General features: G+C 69.1%; 14 protein-coding genes. 1 reads left to right on the top strand and 13 read right to left on the bottom strand.

The window, feature by feature from the left end; genetic code table 11:
* Positions 1–149 precede the first annotated feature (149 nt).
* From WDLP6_RS33755 to WDLP6_RS33815, 13 genes are all read right to left on the bottom strand, one after another.
* Positions 150–1,952 (bottom strand): NAD(P)/FAD-dependent oxidoreductase, encoded by a 1,803-nt coding sequence (locus WDLP6_RS33755; RefSeq protein WP_162595638.1) that lies wholly within the window; start codon positions 1,950–1,952, stop codon positions 150–152.
* Positions 1,953–2,125: 173 nt separating this feature from the next.
* Positions 2,126–4,060, bottom strand: coding sequence for a sigma-54-dependent Fis family transcriptional regulator (locus WDLP6_RS33760; protein ID WP_162595639.1), 1,935 nt, complete (start codon positions 4,058–4,060; stop codon positions 2,126–2,128).
* 131 nt (positions 4,061–4,191) lie between these two features.
* Entirely contained in the window at positions 4,192–5,181 is a 990-nt protein-coding gene (locus WDLP6_RS33765) for an amidohydrolase family protein (protein ID WP_162595640.1), read from the bottom strand.
* A complete protein-coding gene (locus tag WDLP6_RS33770) occupies positions 5,178–5,747 on the bottom strand; it encodes a 3-hydroxyanthranilate 3,4-dioxygenase (RefSeq protein ID WP_162595641.1) in 570 nt (189 codons plus the stop codon). The genes WDLP6_RS33765 and WDLP6_RS33770 overlap by 4 nt, the downstream gene beginning before the upstream one ends.
* A 27-nt stretch (positions 5,748–5,774) precedes the next feature.
* The gene (locus tag WDLP6_RS33775; RefSeq protein ID WP_162595642.1) at positions 5,775–6,221 is read right to left on the bottom strand and encodes a RidA family protein; all 447 of its coding nucleotides are present in this window, start codon (positions 6,219–6,221) and stop codon (positions 5,775–5,777) included.
* 22 nt (positions 6,222–6,243) lie between these two features.
* Positions 6,244–7,230, bottom strand: a complete 987-nt coding sequence (locus WDLP6_RS33780; RefSeq protein WP_162595643.1) for a Bug family tripartite tricarboxylate transporter substrate binding protein — start codon at positions 7,228–7,230, stop codon at positions 6,244–6,246.
* A 36-nt stretch (positions 7,231–7,266) separates the two neighbouring features.
* On the bottom strand, positions 7,267–8,046 hold the full coding sequence (locus WDLP6_RS33785) for a 2-keto-4-pentenoate hydratase (RefSeq protein WP_443083490.1): 780 nt from the start codon (positions 8,044–8,046) through the stop codon (positions 7,267–7,269).
* Complete coding sequence (dmpG, locus tag WDLP6_RS33790) at positions 8,043–9,107, bottom strand: 4-hydroxy-2-oxovalerate aldolase (RefSeq protein ID WP_162595645.1); 1,065 nt, start codon at positions 9,105–9,107, stop codon at positions 8,043–8,045. The genes WDLP6_RS33785 and dmpG overlap by 4 nt, the downstream gene beginning before the upstream one ends.
* Before the next feature lie 14 nt (positions 9,108–9,121).
* A complete protein-coding gene (locus WDLP6_RS33795; RefSeq protein ID WP_162595646.1) occupies positions 9,122–10,075 on the bottom strand; it encodes an acetaldehyde dehydrogenase (acetylating) in 954 nt (317 codons plus the stop codon).
* Positions 10,076–10,097: 22 nt separating this feature from the next.
* Positions 10,098–10,895 (bottom strand): 2-keto-4-pentenoate hydratase, encoded by a 798-nt coding sequence (locus WDLP6_RS33800; protein ID WP_232077709.1) that lies wholly within the window; start codon positions 10,893–10,895, stop codon positions 10,098–10,100.
* A gap of 49 nt (positions 10,896–10,944) precedes the next feature.
* On the bottom strand, positions 10,945–12,429 hold the full coding sequence (locus tag WDLP6_RS33805; RefSeq protein ID WP_232077711.1) for a 2-hydroxymuconic semialdehyde dehydrogenase: 1,485 nt from the start codon (positions 12,427–12,429) through the stop codon (positions 10,945–10,947).
* 125 nt (positions 12,430–12,554) lie between these two features.
* Positions 12,555–13,577: a LysR family transcriptional regulator gene (locus tag WDLP6_RS33810; RefSeq protein ID WP_162595647.1), complete on the bottom strand. Its 1,023-nt coding sequence runs from the start codon at positions 13,575–13,577 to the stop codon at positions 12,555–12,557.
* A 54-nt stretch (positions 13,578–13,631) separates the two neighbouring features.
* Entirely contained in the window at positions 13,632–14,543 is a 912-nt protein-coding gene (locus tag WDLP6_RS33815; protein ID WP_162595648.1) for a LysR family transcriptional regulator, read from the bottom strand.
* A gap of 88 nt (positions 14,544–14,631) precedes the next feature.
* Between WDLP6_RS33815 and WDLP6_RS33820 the strand changes: the two genes are divergently transcribed.
* On the top strand, positions 14,632–16,008 hold the full coding sequence (locus WDLP6_RS33820) for an acyclic terpene utilization AtuA family protein (RefSeq protein WP_162595649.1): 1,377 nt from the start codon (positions 14,632–14,634) through the stop codon (positions 16,006–16,008).
* The last annotated feature ends 2 nt before the right edge of the window (positions 16,009–16,010 follow it).

The following is a 16,010-nucleotide window of genomic DNA, read 5'->3' on the forward strand; positions in this document are numbered from 1 at the left end:
TGAGGTGACGCCGGCGAAAAAAATGCGGCACGGCGCCGGAACCGGAGTGTGCCACCACGCGACAGGATGGGATCTCGGGCGTCCCCCAAGTCCCTGCATGCGCAGGGACTCGGCGGGGCGCGGATCAGGGACGCAGGATCCCCGCGTCCTCAGCGCCGATGATGCGACGGCGCGAGTTCGTACACCGGCGTGTCGATGCCTTCCATGCGCGCCTTCAGCTGCAGCGCGAGGAACTGCGAGTAGTGGCGCGACTGGTGCAGGTTGCCGCCATGGAACCAGAGCTGCGGCACCTGCGTCGGCTTCCACATGTTGCGCAGTTCGCCTTCCCATGGGCCGGGATCCTTCGGCGTGTCGGAGCCCAGGCCCCAGCACTTGCCGACCTTGTCGGCGATCTCGGGCGAGATGAGATCGGCCAGCCAGCCGTTCATCGAGCCATAGCCCGTCGCGTAGACCAGCAGGTCGGCCGGCAGCTCGGTGCCGTCGGTCAGCGTGACCGAGCGTTCGTTGACCCGCTCGATGTTGACGCCGCTCTTGAGCTTGATGCTGCCGTTGGCCACCAGCTCCGAGGCGCCGACATCGATGTAGTAGCCCGAGCCGCGCCGCAGGTACTTCATGAAGAGCCCCGAGCCGTCCACGCCGAAGTCCAGCAGGAAGCCCGCCTTCTCGAGCCGGCTGTAGAGCTCGGCATCGCGCCGCTTCATCTCCTCGTACACCGGGATGTGGAAGGTGTGCATGATCCTGTAGGGCACCGAGGCGAAGATCAGGTCGGCCCTGTGGTGGTCGATGCCGTTCTTCACCGCCTGCTCCGAATAGAGGCCGCCGAGCGCCAGTTCCATCAGGGAGTTCGATGGCGCGATGTGGGTCGACGAGCGCTGGATCATCGTCACGTCGGCGCCGTGCTCCCACAGCGCGGCGCAGATGTCGTGCGCCGAGTTGTTCGAGCCCAGCACCACGCATTTCTTGCCGGCATAGGCTTCGGGCCCGGGATGCTGGCTCGAATGGTGCTGGTCGCCCTGGAAGTTCTCGGCACCGGCGATCTGCGGTGTGTTCGGATAGCCCGAGACGCCGAGCGCGAACACGAGCTGCTTCGGCCGCAGCACGATCTCCCTGCCCTCGCGCTCGACCGTCACCTCCCATTCCTGCTTCGCCTCGTCGAAGCGCGCCTTCTTCGCGGTGGTCGAGCTCCAGTAGTTGAGCTCCATGATCCTGGTGTACATCTCCAGCCAGTCGCCGATCTTGTCCTTGGGCGCGAACACGGGCCAGTCGTCCGGAAACGGCATGTACGGCAGGTGGTCGTACCACACCGGATCGTGCAGGCACAGCGACTTGTAGCGCTTGCGCCAGGAATCGCCGGCCTTGGCATTGCGCTCCACGATGAGGGTCGGCACGCCGAGCCGGCGCAGCCGCGCGCCGAGCGCGATACCGCCCTGCCCGCCGCCGATGATCAGCACCTCGGGCTGCTCGGAATGGCCGAGCGCCTCTTCTTCCTCGCGGCGCCGCTCGAGCCAGTTCTTGCGGCCGCGCTGCACGCCGTGCTCGGCGCCCTTGATGCGCCGGTCGCCCTTCTTTTCCTCGAAGCCCTTGAGTTCGGTCATCGTCGTGAGCAAGGTCCAGGCACGGCCGTTGCGCAGGCGCAGATGGCCGCGCCCGCGCGCGACGCGGGTCTCGAAGCTGAACCAGGCGTCGACCACGCCATCCGCCGCGCTCGGCTCGCCCTCGATGGCGAAGCCGGTCGGTGCGGTGTCGGCCAGACGCGCCGACAGCATCGCGCGGATCGCCTCGGCGCCTTCCTGCGTGCGGATGTTCCAGGTGAACGCGACCAGGTCGCGCCAGTAGCCGTCGGCTTCGAACAGCCGGACGGCGGTGTCGATGTCCCGGGCTGCGAGCGCGCCGGCAAAGGCGTTCAGCCATTCGGTGGCGGCCCGTGTCGGGTCGATGGGGGTTTCAGTCATTGAATGTCTCCGTGACGTTGAGGGAGCGCCGAGTGCGCACGCCCGGTTCCGCAGCTTCCATGCCCGCGACCCGATCACGGTGGATCAAGGACTTGGCGCTGCTTTTGTCGCAGTTGTCGCAGCCCCTGCGCCAGCTGTCTCAGCCGTGGCGATATGGCACAGCTGCCGCGCGCTCAGAAGCGCGCCGGCGCGGCGATGCCGTGGCGCTTCATGTGCCGATAGACCGTCGCGCGCGAAATGCCGAGTTCCTGCGCAGCCCGGGCAACGTGCCAGCGATGACGGCGCAGCGCATCGAGCAGGTGCTGCGCGCCGGTGTCGCCGTCGACCGCCATCGGTGCCGGTGCCGGCGGCATCCTGCGCACGGCCTGCTCCTGCAACTGGAGGTGCTCGACCTCGACAGTCTCTTCGCCGCACAGCGCCAGGGACAGCCGCAGCACATTGCGCAGTTCGCGGATATTGCCGGGCCAGCCGTGGCTCAGCAGGCGCTGCAACGCCGCCTCGGACAGGGTCGCCGCATGCCCGGCGGCCGAACGCTCCTCGTCGAACACGCGCGCGATCACGTGCCGCATGTCGCGACGCTCGCGCAGCGGCGGCAAGCGCAGGAGCGCACCGCACAGGCGGTAGTAGAGGTCTTCGCGGAAGCGCCCTGCCGCCACCAGTTCGGGCAGGTGCCGGTGCGTCGCGGCGACCACCGCGATGTCCACGTGCTGGGCCGCCTCCGCGCCCAGCGGCATCAGTTCGCCTTCCGCCAGCACACGCAGCAGACGCGTCTGCAAGGCCATCGGCATGTCGCCGATCTCGTCGAGGAACAAGGTGCCGCGATCGGCCTGTGCGATCAGGCCCTTCATGCCCTTGCTGCGGCCGCCGGTGAAGCTCCCCGGCATGTAGCCGAACAGCTCGCTCTCGATCAACGACTCGGGAATGGACGCGCAGTTGACGGCCACGAAGGGCATCGCGCTGCGGCGGCTCGCGTGGTGCAAGGCCTTGGCGAGCACCTCCTTGCCGCTGCCCGTCTCGCCTTCGACCAGCACGTGGATGCCGCGGTCGACCAGGCGCCGGGCGCGCGCCAGCAGCGCCTGCATCGCGGGATCGTCGCCGGCCAGGCGGTCGAGCGATGCATCCGGCCGGCCCGGTGCGGACAGGGCCGCCGCCGCTGGCATCGCGCGCCGCATGCGCGGTGCCAGCAGCGATGCGTGGTATTCACCGCCGGGCAGCAGCACCGTGTGCGCGAACGGCATGGCCGATGCGCCTGCGCCCAGACGCCAGATCGCCTCCATCGGCATGCCCAGCCAATCGGCGATCGTGCTGCCGGCCAGTTGGCGTGGCGCGTCCTTCGCCTGGGCGAAGGCGTCCCGCGCGCCGCCGTTGGCACCCACGACCGTGCCGGATTCGTCGAACGCGACCATGACCTCCCCGGCCACGTCGACCAGGCCGTAGGCACGGCCGAGCCGGAGGATCCAGTGGCCGCGGAAGTGCCGCAGGAAGTCCGCGTCCTCGATCATCCGCGCATAGATCGACACCAGATGACGCACCAGGTGCTGGCTCTCGCGCGCATTGGGCGAGCGCAGCGCGGACACGTCGAGGATCGCGGTCAGCCGGCCGCTGTGGTCGAACAGCGGCGCCGTGGTGCAGGTCAGTGCGATATGCGTCGCGTCGAAATGCTCGGTCTGGTGGCAGGTCAGCGGCACCTGCTCGATCAGGCAGGTGCCGACGCCGCAGGTGCCCGCGTGGGCTTCGTTCCAGTCGGCGCCGAGGTACAGGCCGGCCTTGCGCAGCTGGTCGTCCCATGCAGGATGGCCGATGTAGTCGACCGTGATGCCTTCGGCGTCGGTCAGCAGCACCATGTAGCCGAGGTCGGCGACGCGCCGGTAGATATCTTCCATGCCCGCACGCGCGGCGCGCAGGAAATGCGCGAGCTGCTCCTGGTGCGCGCGCAGCTCCGGGGCCGGAAGGATCCGCGCCGGCGTCGGCCTGGAGGGGTCCAGTCCGTGGTCGCGCACGCACCGGGCCCACGATCGATGAACCAGGCTGTCCGGCGACGCCTGCTGCGCCGTCTGCGTGGCGACGGCGTAGACGTTGTCGATGTGACGCGATTGGATGGAAACCATGCGAAGCCTTCGGCGCGTTCACCAGCGGAACGCCAAGGGGCATGATTCGCCGGGCTGCCCGGGGCAGGCATAGGTAGAAACCCGGGCGACACCGTCACGCAGGGAACAGGCACGCGCCGGAGGCGCCGCCGTCAGATGCCGAAGAACGCCTGCGCGTTGCCCCGCAGCAGACGCTGCCGGTCGTCCTCGCCAAGGAAGTCGGCGTCGCGAATCAGCTGGCCGATGCGCTGTTCGCCGAGCGGGAACGGATAGTCCGAGCCCAGCATCACGCGGTCGGTGCCCATCACGTCGGTCAAGAGGCGCAGTGCGCCCGGATCGAACACCGCGCAATCGACATGGAAGCGGCGCGCGTATTCGGACGGCAAGCGCGGGCAATCCTGGCGCACGATGTCGCGATGCCGCCATGCGTTGTCGACGCGCCCGAGCAGGAACGCGAACCCGCCGCCGCCGTGCGCGAAGCAGATCCTGAGCGATTCGGGGATGCGCTCCATCGCACCCGACAGGATCAGCGACAGCATGCCCAGCTGCGTCTCCGCGGGCATCGCCACCAGCCACGGCAGCATCCACTTTTTCATGCGGTTGCCGCCCATCATGTCCCACGGATGCACCAGCACCGGGATCGATTGTTCGGCGCAATGGATCAGGAAGTCGACCAGCTGCTCGTGGTCCAGGTCCTTGTCGCCGAGGTGGTTGCCGATCTGCACGCCGATGCAGCCCGCGGCCTTGGCACGCGAAGCCTCGGCGCAGGCGAGCGCCAGATCCTGCAACGGCACCTGGGCCAGCGCCTTGAGGCGCTGCGGATGCGCGGCGCAGAAAGCGATCGCGCGGTCGTTCATGCGCGCCGCCCAATCGGCGGCCTTGCGGGCCTCCCAGGCGTAGCCGAACATCACCGGGGTCGCGCAGACGATCTGCGTCTCGACGCCCTGCTGGTCCAGTTCGGCGACGCGAAAGTCCGGATCCCACAAGGCCTGGTAGACCGGCCTGAAGGGCCGGTCCCCGACCATGATCTGCCCTTGCGAACTGCCCGCCTCGACGGCGAGCCAGGGCGCGCGCTCGGCATCGAACGCGTGGGCCTCTTCCCGCCTGATCGCGGGAAGGAAGTGCGAGTGCATGTCGATCATGACGCGCTTCCCATCGATGGCAGGCCACGGTGCCAGGCCTGGAAATCGCGGCCGGGGTGCACCTCGCCGCAATGCGTGCAGCGGCGCGCTGCCTCGCTGCTGGCGTAGAAGCGCTCGTACAGCGGCGGCAGGTCGTCGACGATGCTCTGCAGCAGCACCTCGTGGCGCTGGATCAGGTGCCCGCAGTGCGCGCAGCTCCACTGAAAGGCGTCGACTTCGCCCGCCGGACGCTGGCGCTCGACGACCAGGCACAGGCTGCCGGCCTCGGGCCGCTGCGGCGAATGAAGGGTGTGCGGCGGCATGAGGAAGATGTCGCCTTCCCTGAGATCGACGCGTTCGTAGCGGTCCTGGTCCCAGAGCAGCAGATAGGCGTTGCCCTTGAACTGGTAGAAGAACTCCTCGACCGGATCGTCATGGAAGTCGCTGCGGCCGTTGGGGCCGCCGACCACGGTGACCATGAAGTCGCCGTCCTTCCAGATCTGCTGGTTGCCCACCGGCGGCTTCAGCAGGTGCGCGTTGTCGTCCAGCCAGCGCTGGAAGTTGAGTGGGTATCCGTACTTGAGCATGAGGAACTCCTTTGACAGCGGTGATCGTCAATCCCGGGCTTTCTGCGGCTTGTAGGCCACGCCCTTGATCTCGATCAGCAGATGGGGATGCGGCAGCTGATGCACGGCCACCGTGGTGCGGGTCGGGCCGTCGTAGTCGAAGAACTCGGCCCACACTTCGTTGTAGCCGCCGAAGTCGTTCATGTTGACGAGGAAGGCCTGGGTCTCGACCAGATCGGACAGGTCCGCGCCGGCGCTCTGCAGGATGTCGCGGATGTTCTCGATCACGGCGCGCGCCTGCGCCCGGATGTCGAGCGCGGTCACGCCCATCGCGTCGACCGCGACGCCGGCAAAGCTGTTGTCGGGCCGGCGCGAGCTGGTGCCGGAGACGAACAGGAAGTCGCCTGCGCGCTTGAGGTGCGGAAAGCGCCCGCGCGGGGTGGCCTTGCCGGCCACGACGCGGGCTTCGCCGGCGGGCTTGTCCTGGGATGTCATGGCGTCTCCTGGGTCAGCGGGTTCACTCTTCGGCCTTGAAGTGGGTCTGGGCCGCCACCGCGCGCCAGCGTGCGATCTCCGACTGCTGGAATGCAGCGAAGTCGCGCCCGCCCTGGTAGGCGGGGCTGAGGTCCTGCTCGGCCATGAACTTGGTCAGCTCGGGCGACTTCATCGCCTGGGCAACGGCCTTCTCGAGGCGAGCGACGACATCGGCCGGCGTCCCCTTGGGAGCGAACAGGCCGTACCAGCCGCCGGCGACGACGTTCTCGTATCCCAGCTCCTTCATGGTCGGCACCGACGGCATGCTCGGGTCGCGATGCGCGCCGGTCACCGCGATGATGCGCAGCGTGCCGTTCTTCACGTGCGGCATCGCGACCTGCGGCACCACGAAGCCGAGCTGCACCTGCCCGCCGATGAGGTCGGTCACCAGCGGCGCCGATCCCTTGTAAGGCACGTGCACCATCTTCAGCCCGGCCTTGCGGTTGAACATCTCGCCGGCGAACTGCGACGGCGTGCCGGCACCGAAGGATCCGAAGGCCGACTTGTCCGCGTGGGCCTTCAGCCAGGCCAGCAGCTCGGCCATGTTCGTTGCCGGCACCGATGCCGGCACCGTCAGCGCCAGTTCGAACTCGACCAGCCGTGCGATGGGCACGAAGTCGGCCACCGGGTCGTAGGGCAGCTTCTTGAACACCACCGGATTCATCGCCATGGTCTGGGCAAAGCCCATCAGCAGCGTATAGCCGTCCGGCGCCGCCCGCGCCGCCGCGCTGACGCCGATGTTGCCGCTCGCGCCGGCGCGGTTCTCGACGATGACGCTCTGTCCCAGCGCGCTTCGAAGCTGCTGGCCGACCTGCCGCGCGACGATGTCCGGCGTGCCGCCGGCCGGACCGGGGACGATCAGGGTGAGCGGGCGGGCGGGATAGGTTTCGGCCAGCGCGCTGGTGGCCAGCGCCGCGGCCAGCCCGGCCACCACGAGTGCGCGACGACGCGATATCGAGAACGATGTCATGAGAGAACCTTCAATGAATGGGGGAGAGGAGCCGGCTCAGCCGGCCACATGGAAAGCCACGCTTGCGAGCGCGCCGGTGCCGCTGCCGATGCGGCACTGCACATGAACGCCGGGCCGCAGCGCCTCGGCCGCGGTGGCGGCGCCGGCCATGATCAGCGAGCCTGCGGGCAGGCTCATCTGCGCGCCATGCAGCAGGCGCGAGGCCTGCACGATCGAGCGCAGCGGATGGCCGAGGATGGCCGCGGTCGAACCCACCTGCACATCGCGGCCGTCGAACTGCATGCGCACGCCCGCATTGGCCAGGGCGTCGAAGTTGCGCGACCAGGCGCCGACCACGAGGCCGGCCGACGAACAGTTGTCCGCCACCACGTCCTCGAGGCTGAACTTGAAGTTGCGATAGCGCGAGTCGATGATCTCCATCGCCGGCGCGACGGCCTCGATGCAATCGGCCGCCTCCAGCGCGGTGAGCGGCGCGTCGATGGTCCTGCGGGTCACGAAGCACACTTCGGGTTCGACCCGCGGATGGATGTAGCGGCCGAGGTCCACGACGCCGCCGTCCTCCTCGACCATCGCGTCCGTGAGCAGACCCCAGATGAGGCTGTCGACGCCCATCTGGATCATCTTGGCGCGGCTCGTGAAGCCGAGCTTGATGCCCTTGTGGCGCTCGCCGCGCTCGATGCGCCGCTGGATCGAGGCGCGCTGGATCTCGTAGGCGCGGGCCAGCGTGAATTGCCCGGACGGAAACTGTTCGACATCGTGCCGCGCATGCGCGGCGCCATCGAGCAACGCGGCCGCTTCCTGGACGGTGGTCATCATGCCGCCTCGCTCATTGTGGGTTCTGCATGCGTGTGCTGGTGCGCAGCCTTGTCGAGCAGGTCCAGCGCCACGTCGACGATCATGTCTTCCTGCCCGCCCACCATGCGGCGCCGACCGAGCTCCACCAGGATGTCGAAGGCCGACAGGCCATAGCGCTGCGCCGCCGCCTCGCTGTGCAGCAGGAAGCTCGAGTACACGCCCGCGTAGCCGAGCGCCAGCGTCTCGCGGTCCACCCGCACCGGCCGCACCTGCAGCGGGCGCACGATGTCCTCGGCCGCGTCGATCAGCCGGCGCACATCGCAGCCATGGTTCAGGCCCATGCGGTCCACCGCGGCGATGAACACCTCCAGCGGCGCATTGCCCGCGCCCGCGCCCATGCCGGTGAGGCTGGCATCGACGCGGTCGCAGCCGTGTTCCAGCGCCACCATGCTGTTGGCGACGCCCAGGCTCAGGTTGTGGTGCGCATGGATGCCGGTCTGTGTCTCGGGCTTCAGCACGTCCTTGAAGGCCTTGAAGCGCTCGGCGATGTCGTTCATGTTCATCGCACCGCCGGAGTCGACCACGTACACGCACTGCGCGCCGTAGCTCTCCATCAGCTTGGCTTGCTGCGCGAGGCCGGCCGGCGTGTTCATGTGGCTCATCATCAGGAAGCCGACCGTGTCCATGCCGAGTTCGCGGGCGTAGGCGATGTGCTGCCTCGAGATGTCGGCCTCGGTGCAGTGCGTGGCCACGCGCACGATGCGCGCACCGGCGTCGTAGGCGGCGCGCAGGTCGTGCAAGGTGCCGATGCCCGGCAGCAGCAGCGTCGCGACCTTCGCATGCCTGAGCACGCCGGCGACCGCCTCGATCCACTCGATGTCGCTGTGGGCGCCGAAGCCGTAGTTGAAGCTCGAGCCGCGCAGGCCGTCGCCGTGCGCCACCTCGATGCTGTCGACGCGGGCTTCGTCGAGCGCGCGCGCGATGCGGCGCGCCTGCTCCAGCGAGTACTGGTGGCGGATCGCGTGCATGCCGTCGCGCAGCGTGACGTCGGACACGTAGATTTTCTTGTCGGATGTGCTCATGGTGTTCCCCTTCTTCATGCGGCGACGTGTGCGGCCAGCCGGCGGGCCGCCATGCGTTCGGCGGTGGCCAGCGCGGCGCTGGTCATGATGTCCAGGTTGCCGGAATAGGCCGGCAGGTAGTGGGCGGCGCCCTCGACTTCGAGCAGCACCGTGACCTTGAGGCCTTGCGAGAGGCCGAGGCCGGGCACGTTGATGCGGCGATCGCCGTCGATGCGTTCGAACTGCACGTGCTGCTTGAGCCGGTAGCCGGGCACGTAGGCGGCCACGTCGGCCACCATCTGCCGCACCGACGCCGCGATGGCGTCCTCGTCCGCGGCCAGATCGGTCAGGCAGTACACCGTGTCGCGCATCATCAGCGGCGGCTCGGCGGGGTTGAGCACGATGATGGCCTTGCCGTGCGCCGCGCCGCCGACTTCGACGATCGCCCTGGACGTGGTCTCGGTGAACTCGTCGATGTTGGCGCGCGTGCCGGGGCCGGCGGACTTGCTGGCGATGGAAGCGACGATCTCGGCGTAGTGCACGGGCGCGACGCGCGAGACCGCGCGCACCACCGGGATGGTCGCCTGGCCGCCGCAGGTGACCATGTTGACGTTGGGCGCGTCCAGGTGCTGCTCGAGATTGACCACCGGCACGACATAGGGGCCGATGGCGGCGGGCGTGAGGTCGATCACCTGCACGCCGTGCGACTGCAGCGCAGCATCGTGGCGCGCATGCGCGCCGGCGCTGGTGGCGTCGAAGACGATGCCGATGTCCTTGAAGCCGGGCAGCTTCAGCAGGCCGTCCAGGCCTTCGGCGGTGGTGGCCACGCCCATGCGCTGCGCGCGCGCCAGGCCGTCGGACTGCGGGTCGATGCCGACCATGGCCTGCATGGACAGATGGCGTGCGTTGCGCAGCACCTTGATCATCAGATCGGTGCCGATGTTGCCGGAGCCGATGATGGCGACCGGGATGCGGGAGTCGGGGTTCATGGAAGCGTCCGGAAGTTGCGAATCAGTGGCCGAAGACCGCGCTGACCGCGCCGAGGCCTTCGATCTGCGCCGTGAAGACATCGCCGGGCTGCACGGCCACCATCGGGCCCAGCGCGCCGGTCATCAGCACGTCGCCCGCACGCAGGGGCGTGCCGAGCCGCGCCAGGGTGTCCGCGAGCCAGACGGCGGCGTTCAACGGGTTGCCCAGGCAGGCCGCGCCGGCACCGACCGACACCGGTTCGCCGCGGCGCTCCATCGTCATGCCGCAGCCGGCCAGATCGAGCCGGCCGAGCGACACCGGCCGCGTGCCGAGGACGAACAGGCCCGACGACGCGTTGTCCGCCACGGTGTCGGCCAGCCGGATGTCCCAGTTGGCGATGCGGCTGCCCACCACCTCGATGGCCGGCAGCGCATAGGCCGTCGCGGCGATCAGGTCGGCCACCGTGTGCTTGCCGTGCGGCAGATCGCGTTCGAGCACCAGCGCGATCTCGGCCTCCGCCTTGGGCTGCATCAGCCGCGACGCCGCGATCTCCTCGCCGTCGCCCACCGCCATGTCGGCGAACAGCGCGCCGAAGTCGGGCGAATCGACGCCGAGCTGGCGCTGCACCGCGACGGAGGTCAGGCCGATCTTGCGACCCACCAGCCGCGCGCCGCCCTCGATGCGGCGCTGCGTGTTGAATTGCTGGACCTGGTAGGCAGCCGTGAGCAGGTCCGCGCCCGCCGCCAGTTCCGCGAGCCGGTCGCGCACCGGCGCGATGGGTTCGCGGGTGAGTTCCGCCTGCCAGAGCTGGTCGGCGATCGATGTCAGATGCGGGTCCACGGCACAACTCCTCGGGGCATGAATGAAAGAATCTCGATCCGGGCGCGGCTCAGACCGCCACGCAGATGTTGGTCGTCTCGGAATAGAAGTCGAGCGAGTGGCGTCCGCCTTCGCGCCCGATGCCCGACAGCTTGGAGCCGCCGAACGGCGTGCGCAGGTCGCGCGAGAACCAGGTGTTGATCCACACGATGCCGACATGGAAGCGGCGCGAGACGCGGTGCGCACGCGACAGGTCGGTGGTCCACACGCAGCCCGCGAGTCCGTACGGCGTACCGTTGACCCGGCCGATCACCTCGTCCTCGCTGTCGAAGGGCGCGATGTGGCACACCGGCCCGAACACTTCCTCGCGCACGCAGCGCGCGTCGTCGGCCAGGCCGGTCCAGATCGTCGGCTGCACGAAGGCGCCGTTGTCGCGCTCGTCGCCGAACTTCGGCACACCGCCGCCGGTCACCACCGTCGCGCCTTCCCGCACCGCCAGCGCGTAGTACGAGAGCACCTTGTCGCGGTGCTCGTGCGAGATCAGCGAACCCATGAAGACGCCGGGCTCGTCGGGCCAGCCGATCTTCAGCGCCTCGGTCCGGGCCTTCATCGCGGCGACGAACTTCTCGAAGATCGGGCGCTCGACATAGACGCGTTCCGAGCACAGGCACACCTGGCCCGAGTTGGAGAAGCTCGAGCGCACGACGCCCTCCACGGCGGCGTCGAAGTCGGCGTCGGCAAACACCACCGCGGCGTTCTTGCCGCCGAGCTCGAAGGAGATGTCCTTCACGCCATCGGCCACCGCCTTCATGATGGCGGCACCGGTGCGCGACTCGCCGGTGAAGGTGACTGCATCGACATCGGGATGCCGGGTCATCGCCTCGCCGGCCGAACCGGGGCCGAAGCCGTGCACGAGATTGAAGACGCCGGGCGGCATGCCGGCTTCGTGGAAGGCCTCGGCCAGCAGGGTCGCCGACGAAGGCGTTTCTTCCGACGGCTTGACGACCATGGTGTTGCCGCAGATGAGCGCCGGGCCTGCCTTCCAGGTCATCGACAGCAGCGGCAGGTTCCACGGGCAGATGCTGGCGATCACGCCGAGCGGCTTGCGCACGGTGTAGTTCATCAGGTTCTGGCCGCTGGCGAGACGGGTTTCGAAGTAGTCGCCATGCGCCACCTTGCCGAGGTCGGCGAAGGTGCGCAGGTTGGCGACGCCCCGGTAGACATCCAGCGCCCTGGCCTGCTCGACCGGCCGCCCGGTGTCGGCCACCTCGGCGGCGACGAACTCGTCGAAGCGCCGCTCGATGACATCGGCCACGCGATGCAGCATCCCGGCGCGCTCCTCGACGCTCATGCGGCCCCAGGGGCCGGCCAGCGCCTTGCGCGCGGCCCTGACCGCCCGATCGACCAGCGCCGCATCGGCCTCGTGCACCTGGGCCAGCACCTTGCCGTGCAGGGGACTGACGTTGTCGAAGCGCTTGCCGGTGGAAACGAATTCGCCATCGACGTAGTTGCGCAGGGAACTCAGCGCAGGTGGCAGGGAAAAGGGTGTGGTCACGACAGACTCCGACAAGCAGGTCGCCGAAGTCTAGGCAGTCGATCTATTCTTGAATAATGATTTGTTCTTCCTCCGATATAGCCGTCCGGAATACATGGGCCCTTTGCCCGCGAAGCCAGTCCGGCTCAGTGCGAGCGATGGAATCGCTGGCCGGCATCGTGCAGCACGGCCAGGAGGCGCTGCGTGGCCGCGCTCGGCGCACGGTCGGAGCGGATCGTGTAGCCGACTTCGCAGAACGGACCCGGACCCTCCAGCGGCAGGATGCCGAGCAGCCCGGCCTGCGCGAAGCGCTCGGCGGCCGATTGCGGCATCAGCGCGACCACCGAGCTGCTCGCGAGGAGCCCGAGGTTGGTCAGGATCGACACCGACTCGACCACGCGCCGCGGCATGGCCAGCCCTTCTTTCTCGAAGAAGGACCGGACGGACGCATAGGCCACCGACTCCTGCGTCGGCACGATCCATTCGAGCGCGTGCAGGTCGGCCAGGCGCAGCTTGCGCCGGCGCATCAGCGCGTTGCCCTTTCCGACCACCACGCACATGGCTTCCTCGTAGAGCGGTACATGCGTGAGTCGCGTGCGTTCGATCTCGTCGCGCAGCAAGGTGGACGCGCCGTCGGGCAGCACGCCGACCACGACGTCCAGTTCGCCGCGCGCCAGCGCCGGAAACAGGGTCGAGTTCGGTCCGACGCGCACCGTGATCACCACGTCGGGCACCGCTTTCCGCAGCCGCGTGATCGCCTCGGGCAGCAGCGTCGCCGAAGCGACGATCAGCGTTCCGACGACGACGTGGCCCGAGCTTCCCGTCTGCCAGCCGTTCAGGTCCTGTGCCATGTAGCGCAGCTCGGCCAGCACGGTCTTCGTGTGGCGCTCGAACAGGCTGCCGAACTCCGTCAGCACCACGCCGCGCTTGCTGCGCACGAACAGAAGCCCGTTCAGTTGCTGCTCGAGCTGATGGATGGATTTGCTGACGGCCGGCTGCGTCAATGCCAGCTCGCGCGACGCCGCGAGAATGGAGCCTGTCTCCACGACCCTTTCGAACAGCACCAGCTGCTGCAGGCGAAGCCTGCGCGCCAGCGACAGGCTCGAATGCGCAGAACCCGGCGGGCTGGCCGTCGCGTCCGCAAGAGCCGGTGAAGTGGGTTTTTTCATGGCAGGATTCTCGGCGAACGCGGCAGCGGCGGGTTCGCCAACGAGGCCGGGCGTTCAGCCCAATGCCAGCTTGCCGATGCGCGCAACGATCAGGTCGTGCAGTGCCTGCGCCGCCAGCGAGAGGCTGCCATCCCGCCGCCTCACCAGGTGCACGGTGCGGGTGAGCGAGGGCAGCGGAAGCGGCCGCGTCGCCAACGTTTCGCGACGGAAGTGAAACAGCGTCAGGGCCGGCACCACGCTGATGCCGAGGCCCGCTTCGACCAGGCCCATGACCGTCGCCAGATGCTCGACTTCGAACACCGCGTTGAGCCGCAGCGGATGCAGCGCGGCATCCAGCGACTGGCGCACGCTGCTGTGGCGCGCCATCTGGATGAACGGCCAGGGCGCGATCTTCTTCATCGTGAGGCGCGTCTCTTTCGCCAGCGGATGGTCGACCCGGCAAACCAGATGAAAGCGGTCCGAGCACAGCTTGCGGCTGCGCAGATCGCTGGCCGCCGCAGTGGCGCCCGACGCGGCCAGCGCAAAGTCCACCTCGCCGTTGCGCACCATGGCGACGCAGGCGTCGGACAGCGCGTCGCGCAGGTCGAGCGTGATGCCCGGCCACGCCGTCATGAACTCGGCGAACACCGCCGGCAGCCAGCCGGCTGCCAGCGAGGGCAAGGCCGCCACCCGCACGCGGCCCTTGCGAAGTTCGACGTGGCTCGCCAGGCTTTCGAATGCGCTGCCCATGTCCTCCAGCAGCCGGCGCGCGGAATCCTCGAACAGGGAACCCTCCGGCGTGAGGTGCACGCTGCGCGTGTCGCGGTCGAACAGGCGGGCGCCCATCGTTTCCTCGAGGGCCCGAATGAGCGCGCTGAACGCGGGCTGCGACAGGTGGCAGGTCTGTGCGGCGCGCGTGAAGCTGCGCTGATCGGCCAGTGCAACGAAGGCGCGAAGCTGCCGGGCGGAGAGGTCGGGATGCTTCATGGCGGTCGTGGTTGCTTATCCGTGCTTTGGATCAGTCGATCCGAAGTTTCGATTTTACGGATCGGCCTCGGGCGCCTACAGTCCGCGCATGAACACGCCCCAGCGACCCCCGTTGCTCATCGGCTGCGCGGCCGGCTTCTCCGGCGACCGGACCGACGCCGCCGGCCCGGTGGTCGACACGCTGATCGCGCGGCTGGCCCAAGGCCCCGCCGCACAACGCGCCTTTCTCATCTTCGAGACGCTGGCCGAGCGCACGCTGGCGCTGGCGCAGTTGCGCCGGCGCGCCGATCCCGAATCGGGCTACGAGCCCCTGCTCGACGACATGCTGCGGCCGGTGCTCGGGCGCTGCCTGGCGCACGGCATCCGCATCGTGAGCAACTTCGGCGCCGCCCATCCGCGCGCCGCGGCGCGCCACATCGCGCGCATCGCTCGCGAGCTCGGGCATGCCGTGCCCCGGATCGCCGTCGTCGAAGGCGACGACCTCGCGTCGCCGGCGCAGCGCGCACTGCTGCACGATCAGCTCGGCGATCGGCTCGACGGCTTGCGCATCGTGAGCGCCAACGCGTACATCGGCGCCGAGCCGATCGCGGCCGCACTGGACGCCGGCGCGCAGATCGTGGTGTGCGGCCGCGTGGCCGACCCGTCGCTCACGGTCGGCCCGGCGATGTCGCACTTCGGCTGGCGAAGCGACGACTGGACCTCGCTCGGCCGCGCCACCATGGCGGGCCACCTGCTCGAATGCGGTGTGCAGGTGTGCGGCGGCTATTTCGCGGACCCCGGCTTCAAGGACGTGCCGGGCCTGGCGCGCGTGGGCTTCCCCATCGCCGAGATCGAGGCCGACGGCCAGTGCGTGATCGGCAAGGCCGACGGCACCGGCGGTCTGGTCAGCGCCGCGACGGTCAAGGAACAACTGCTGTACGAGGTGCACGACCCGGCCGCCTACCTGACGCCCGACGTGGTGGCCGACATCAGCGAGGCCGAGGTGCAGACGCAAGGCGACGATCGCGTTCGCCTCGCCGGGGTGCAGGGGCATGCCAGGCCGAGCCACTACAAGGTGAACGTCTGCCACGAAGGCGGCTGGCTCGCGGAGAGCGAGATCTCCTATGCCGGCGCCCGCGCCGAAGCGCGCGCGAGGCTCGCGGCCGACATCCTGCGCAGCCGCCTGCCCGGCTTCCGCTTGCGCGTGGACCTGGTCGGCGCGCTCAGCCTCTTCGGCGACGATGCCGGGCGCGCGCTGGCGGCGATGCCGGACTCGGGCGCGCGCGACGTGCGGCTGCGCGTTGCCGCGACGCATGCCGACCGCGGCGAGGCCGAACGGCTCGGGCGCGAAGTCACGGCGCTCTACACCTGCGGGCCCGCCGGCGGCGGCGGTGTGCGCAGCATGCTCACGCCCCGGCTCAGCACGATCTCGTGCCTGCTGCCGCGCGACGCGGTGCCGGCGCGTTTCGAGATGGTGGAGGGATGACC

Origin of the sequence: Variovorax sp. PBL-E5 (assembly GCF_901827185.1) — a bacterium.
GTDB lineage: Bacteria > Pseudomonadota > Gammaproteobacteria > Burkholderiales > Burkholderiaceae_C > Variovorax.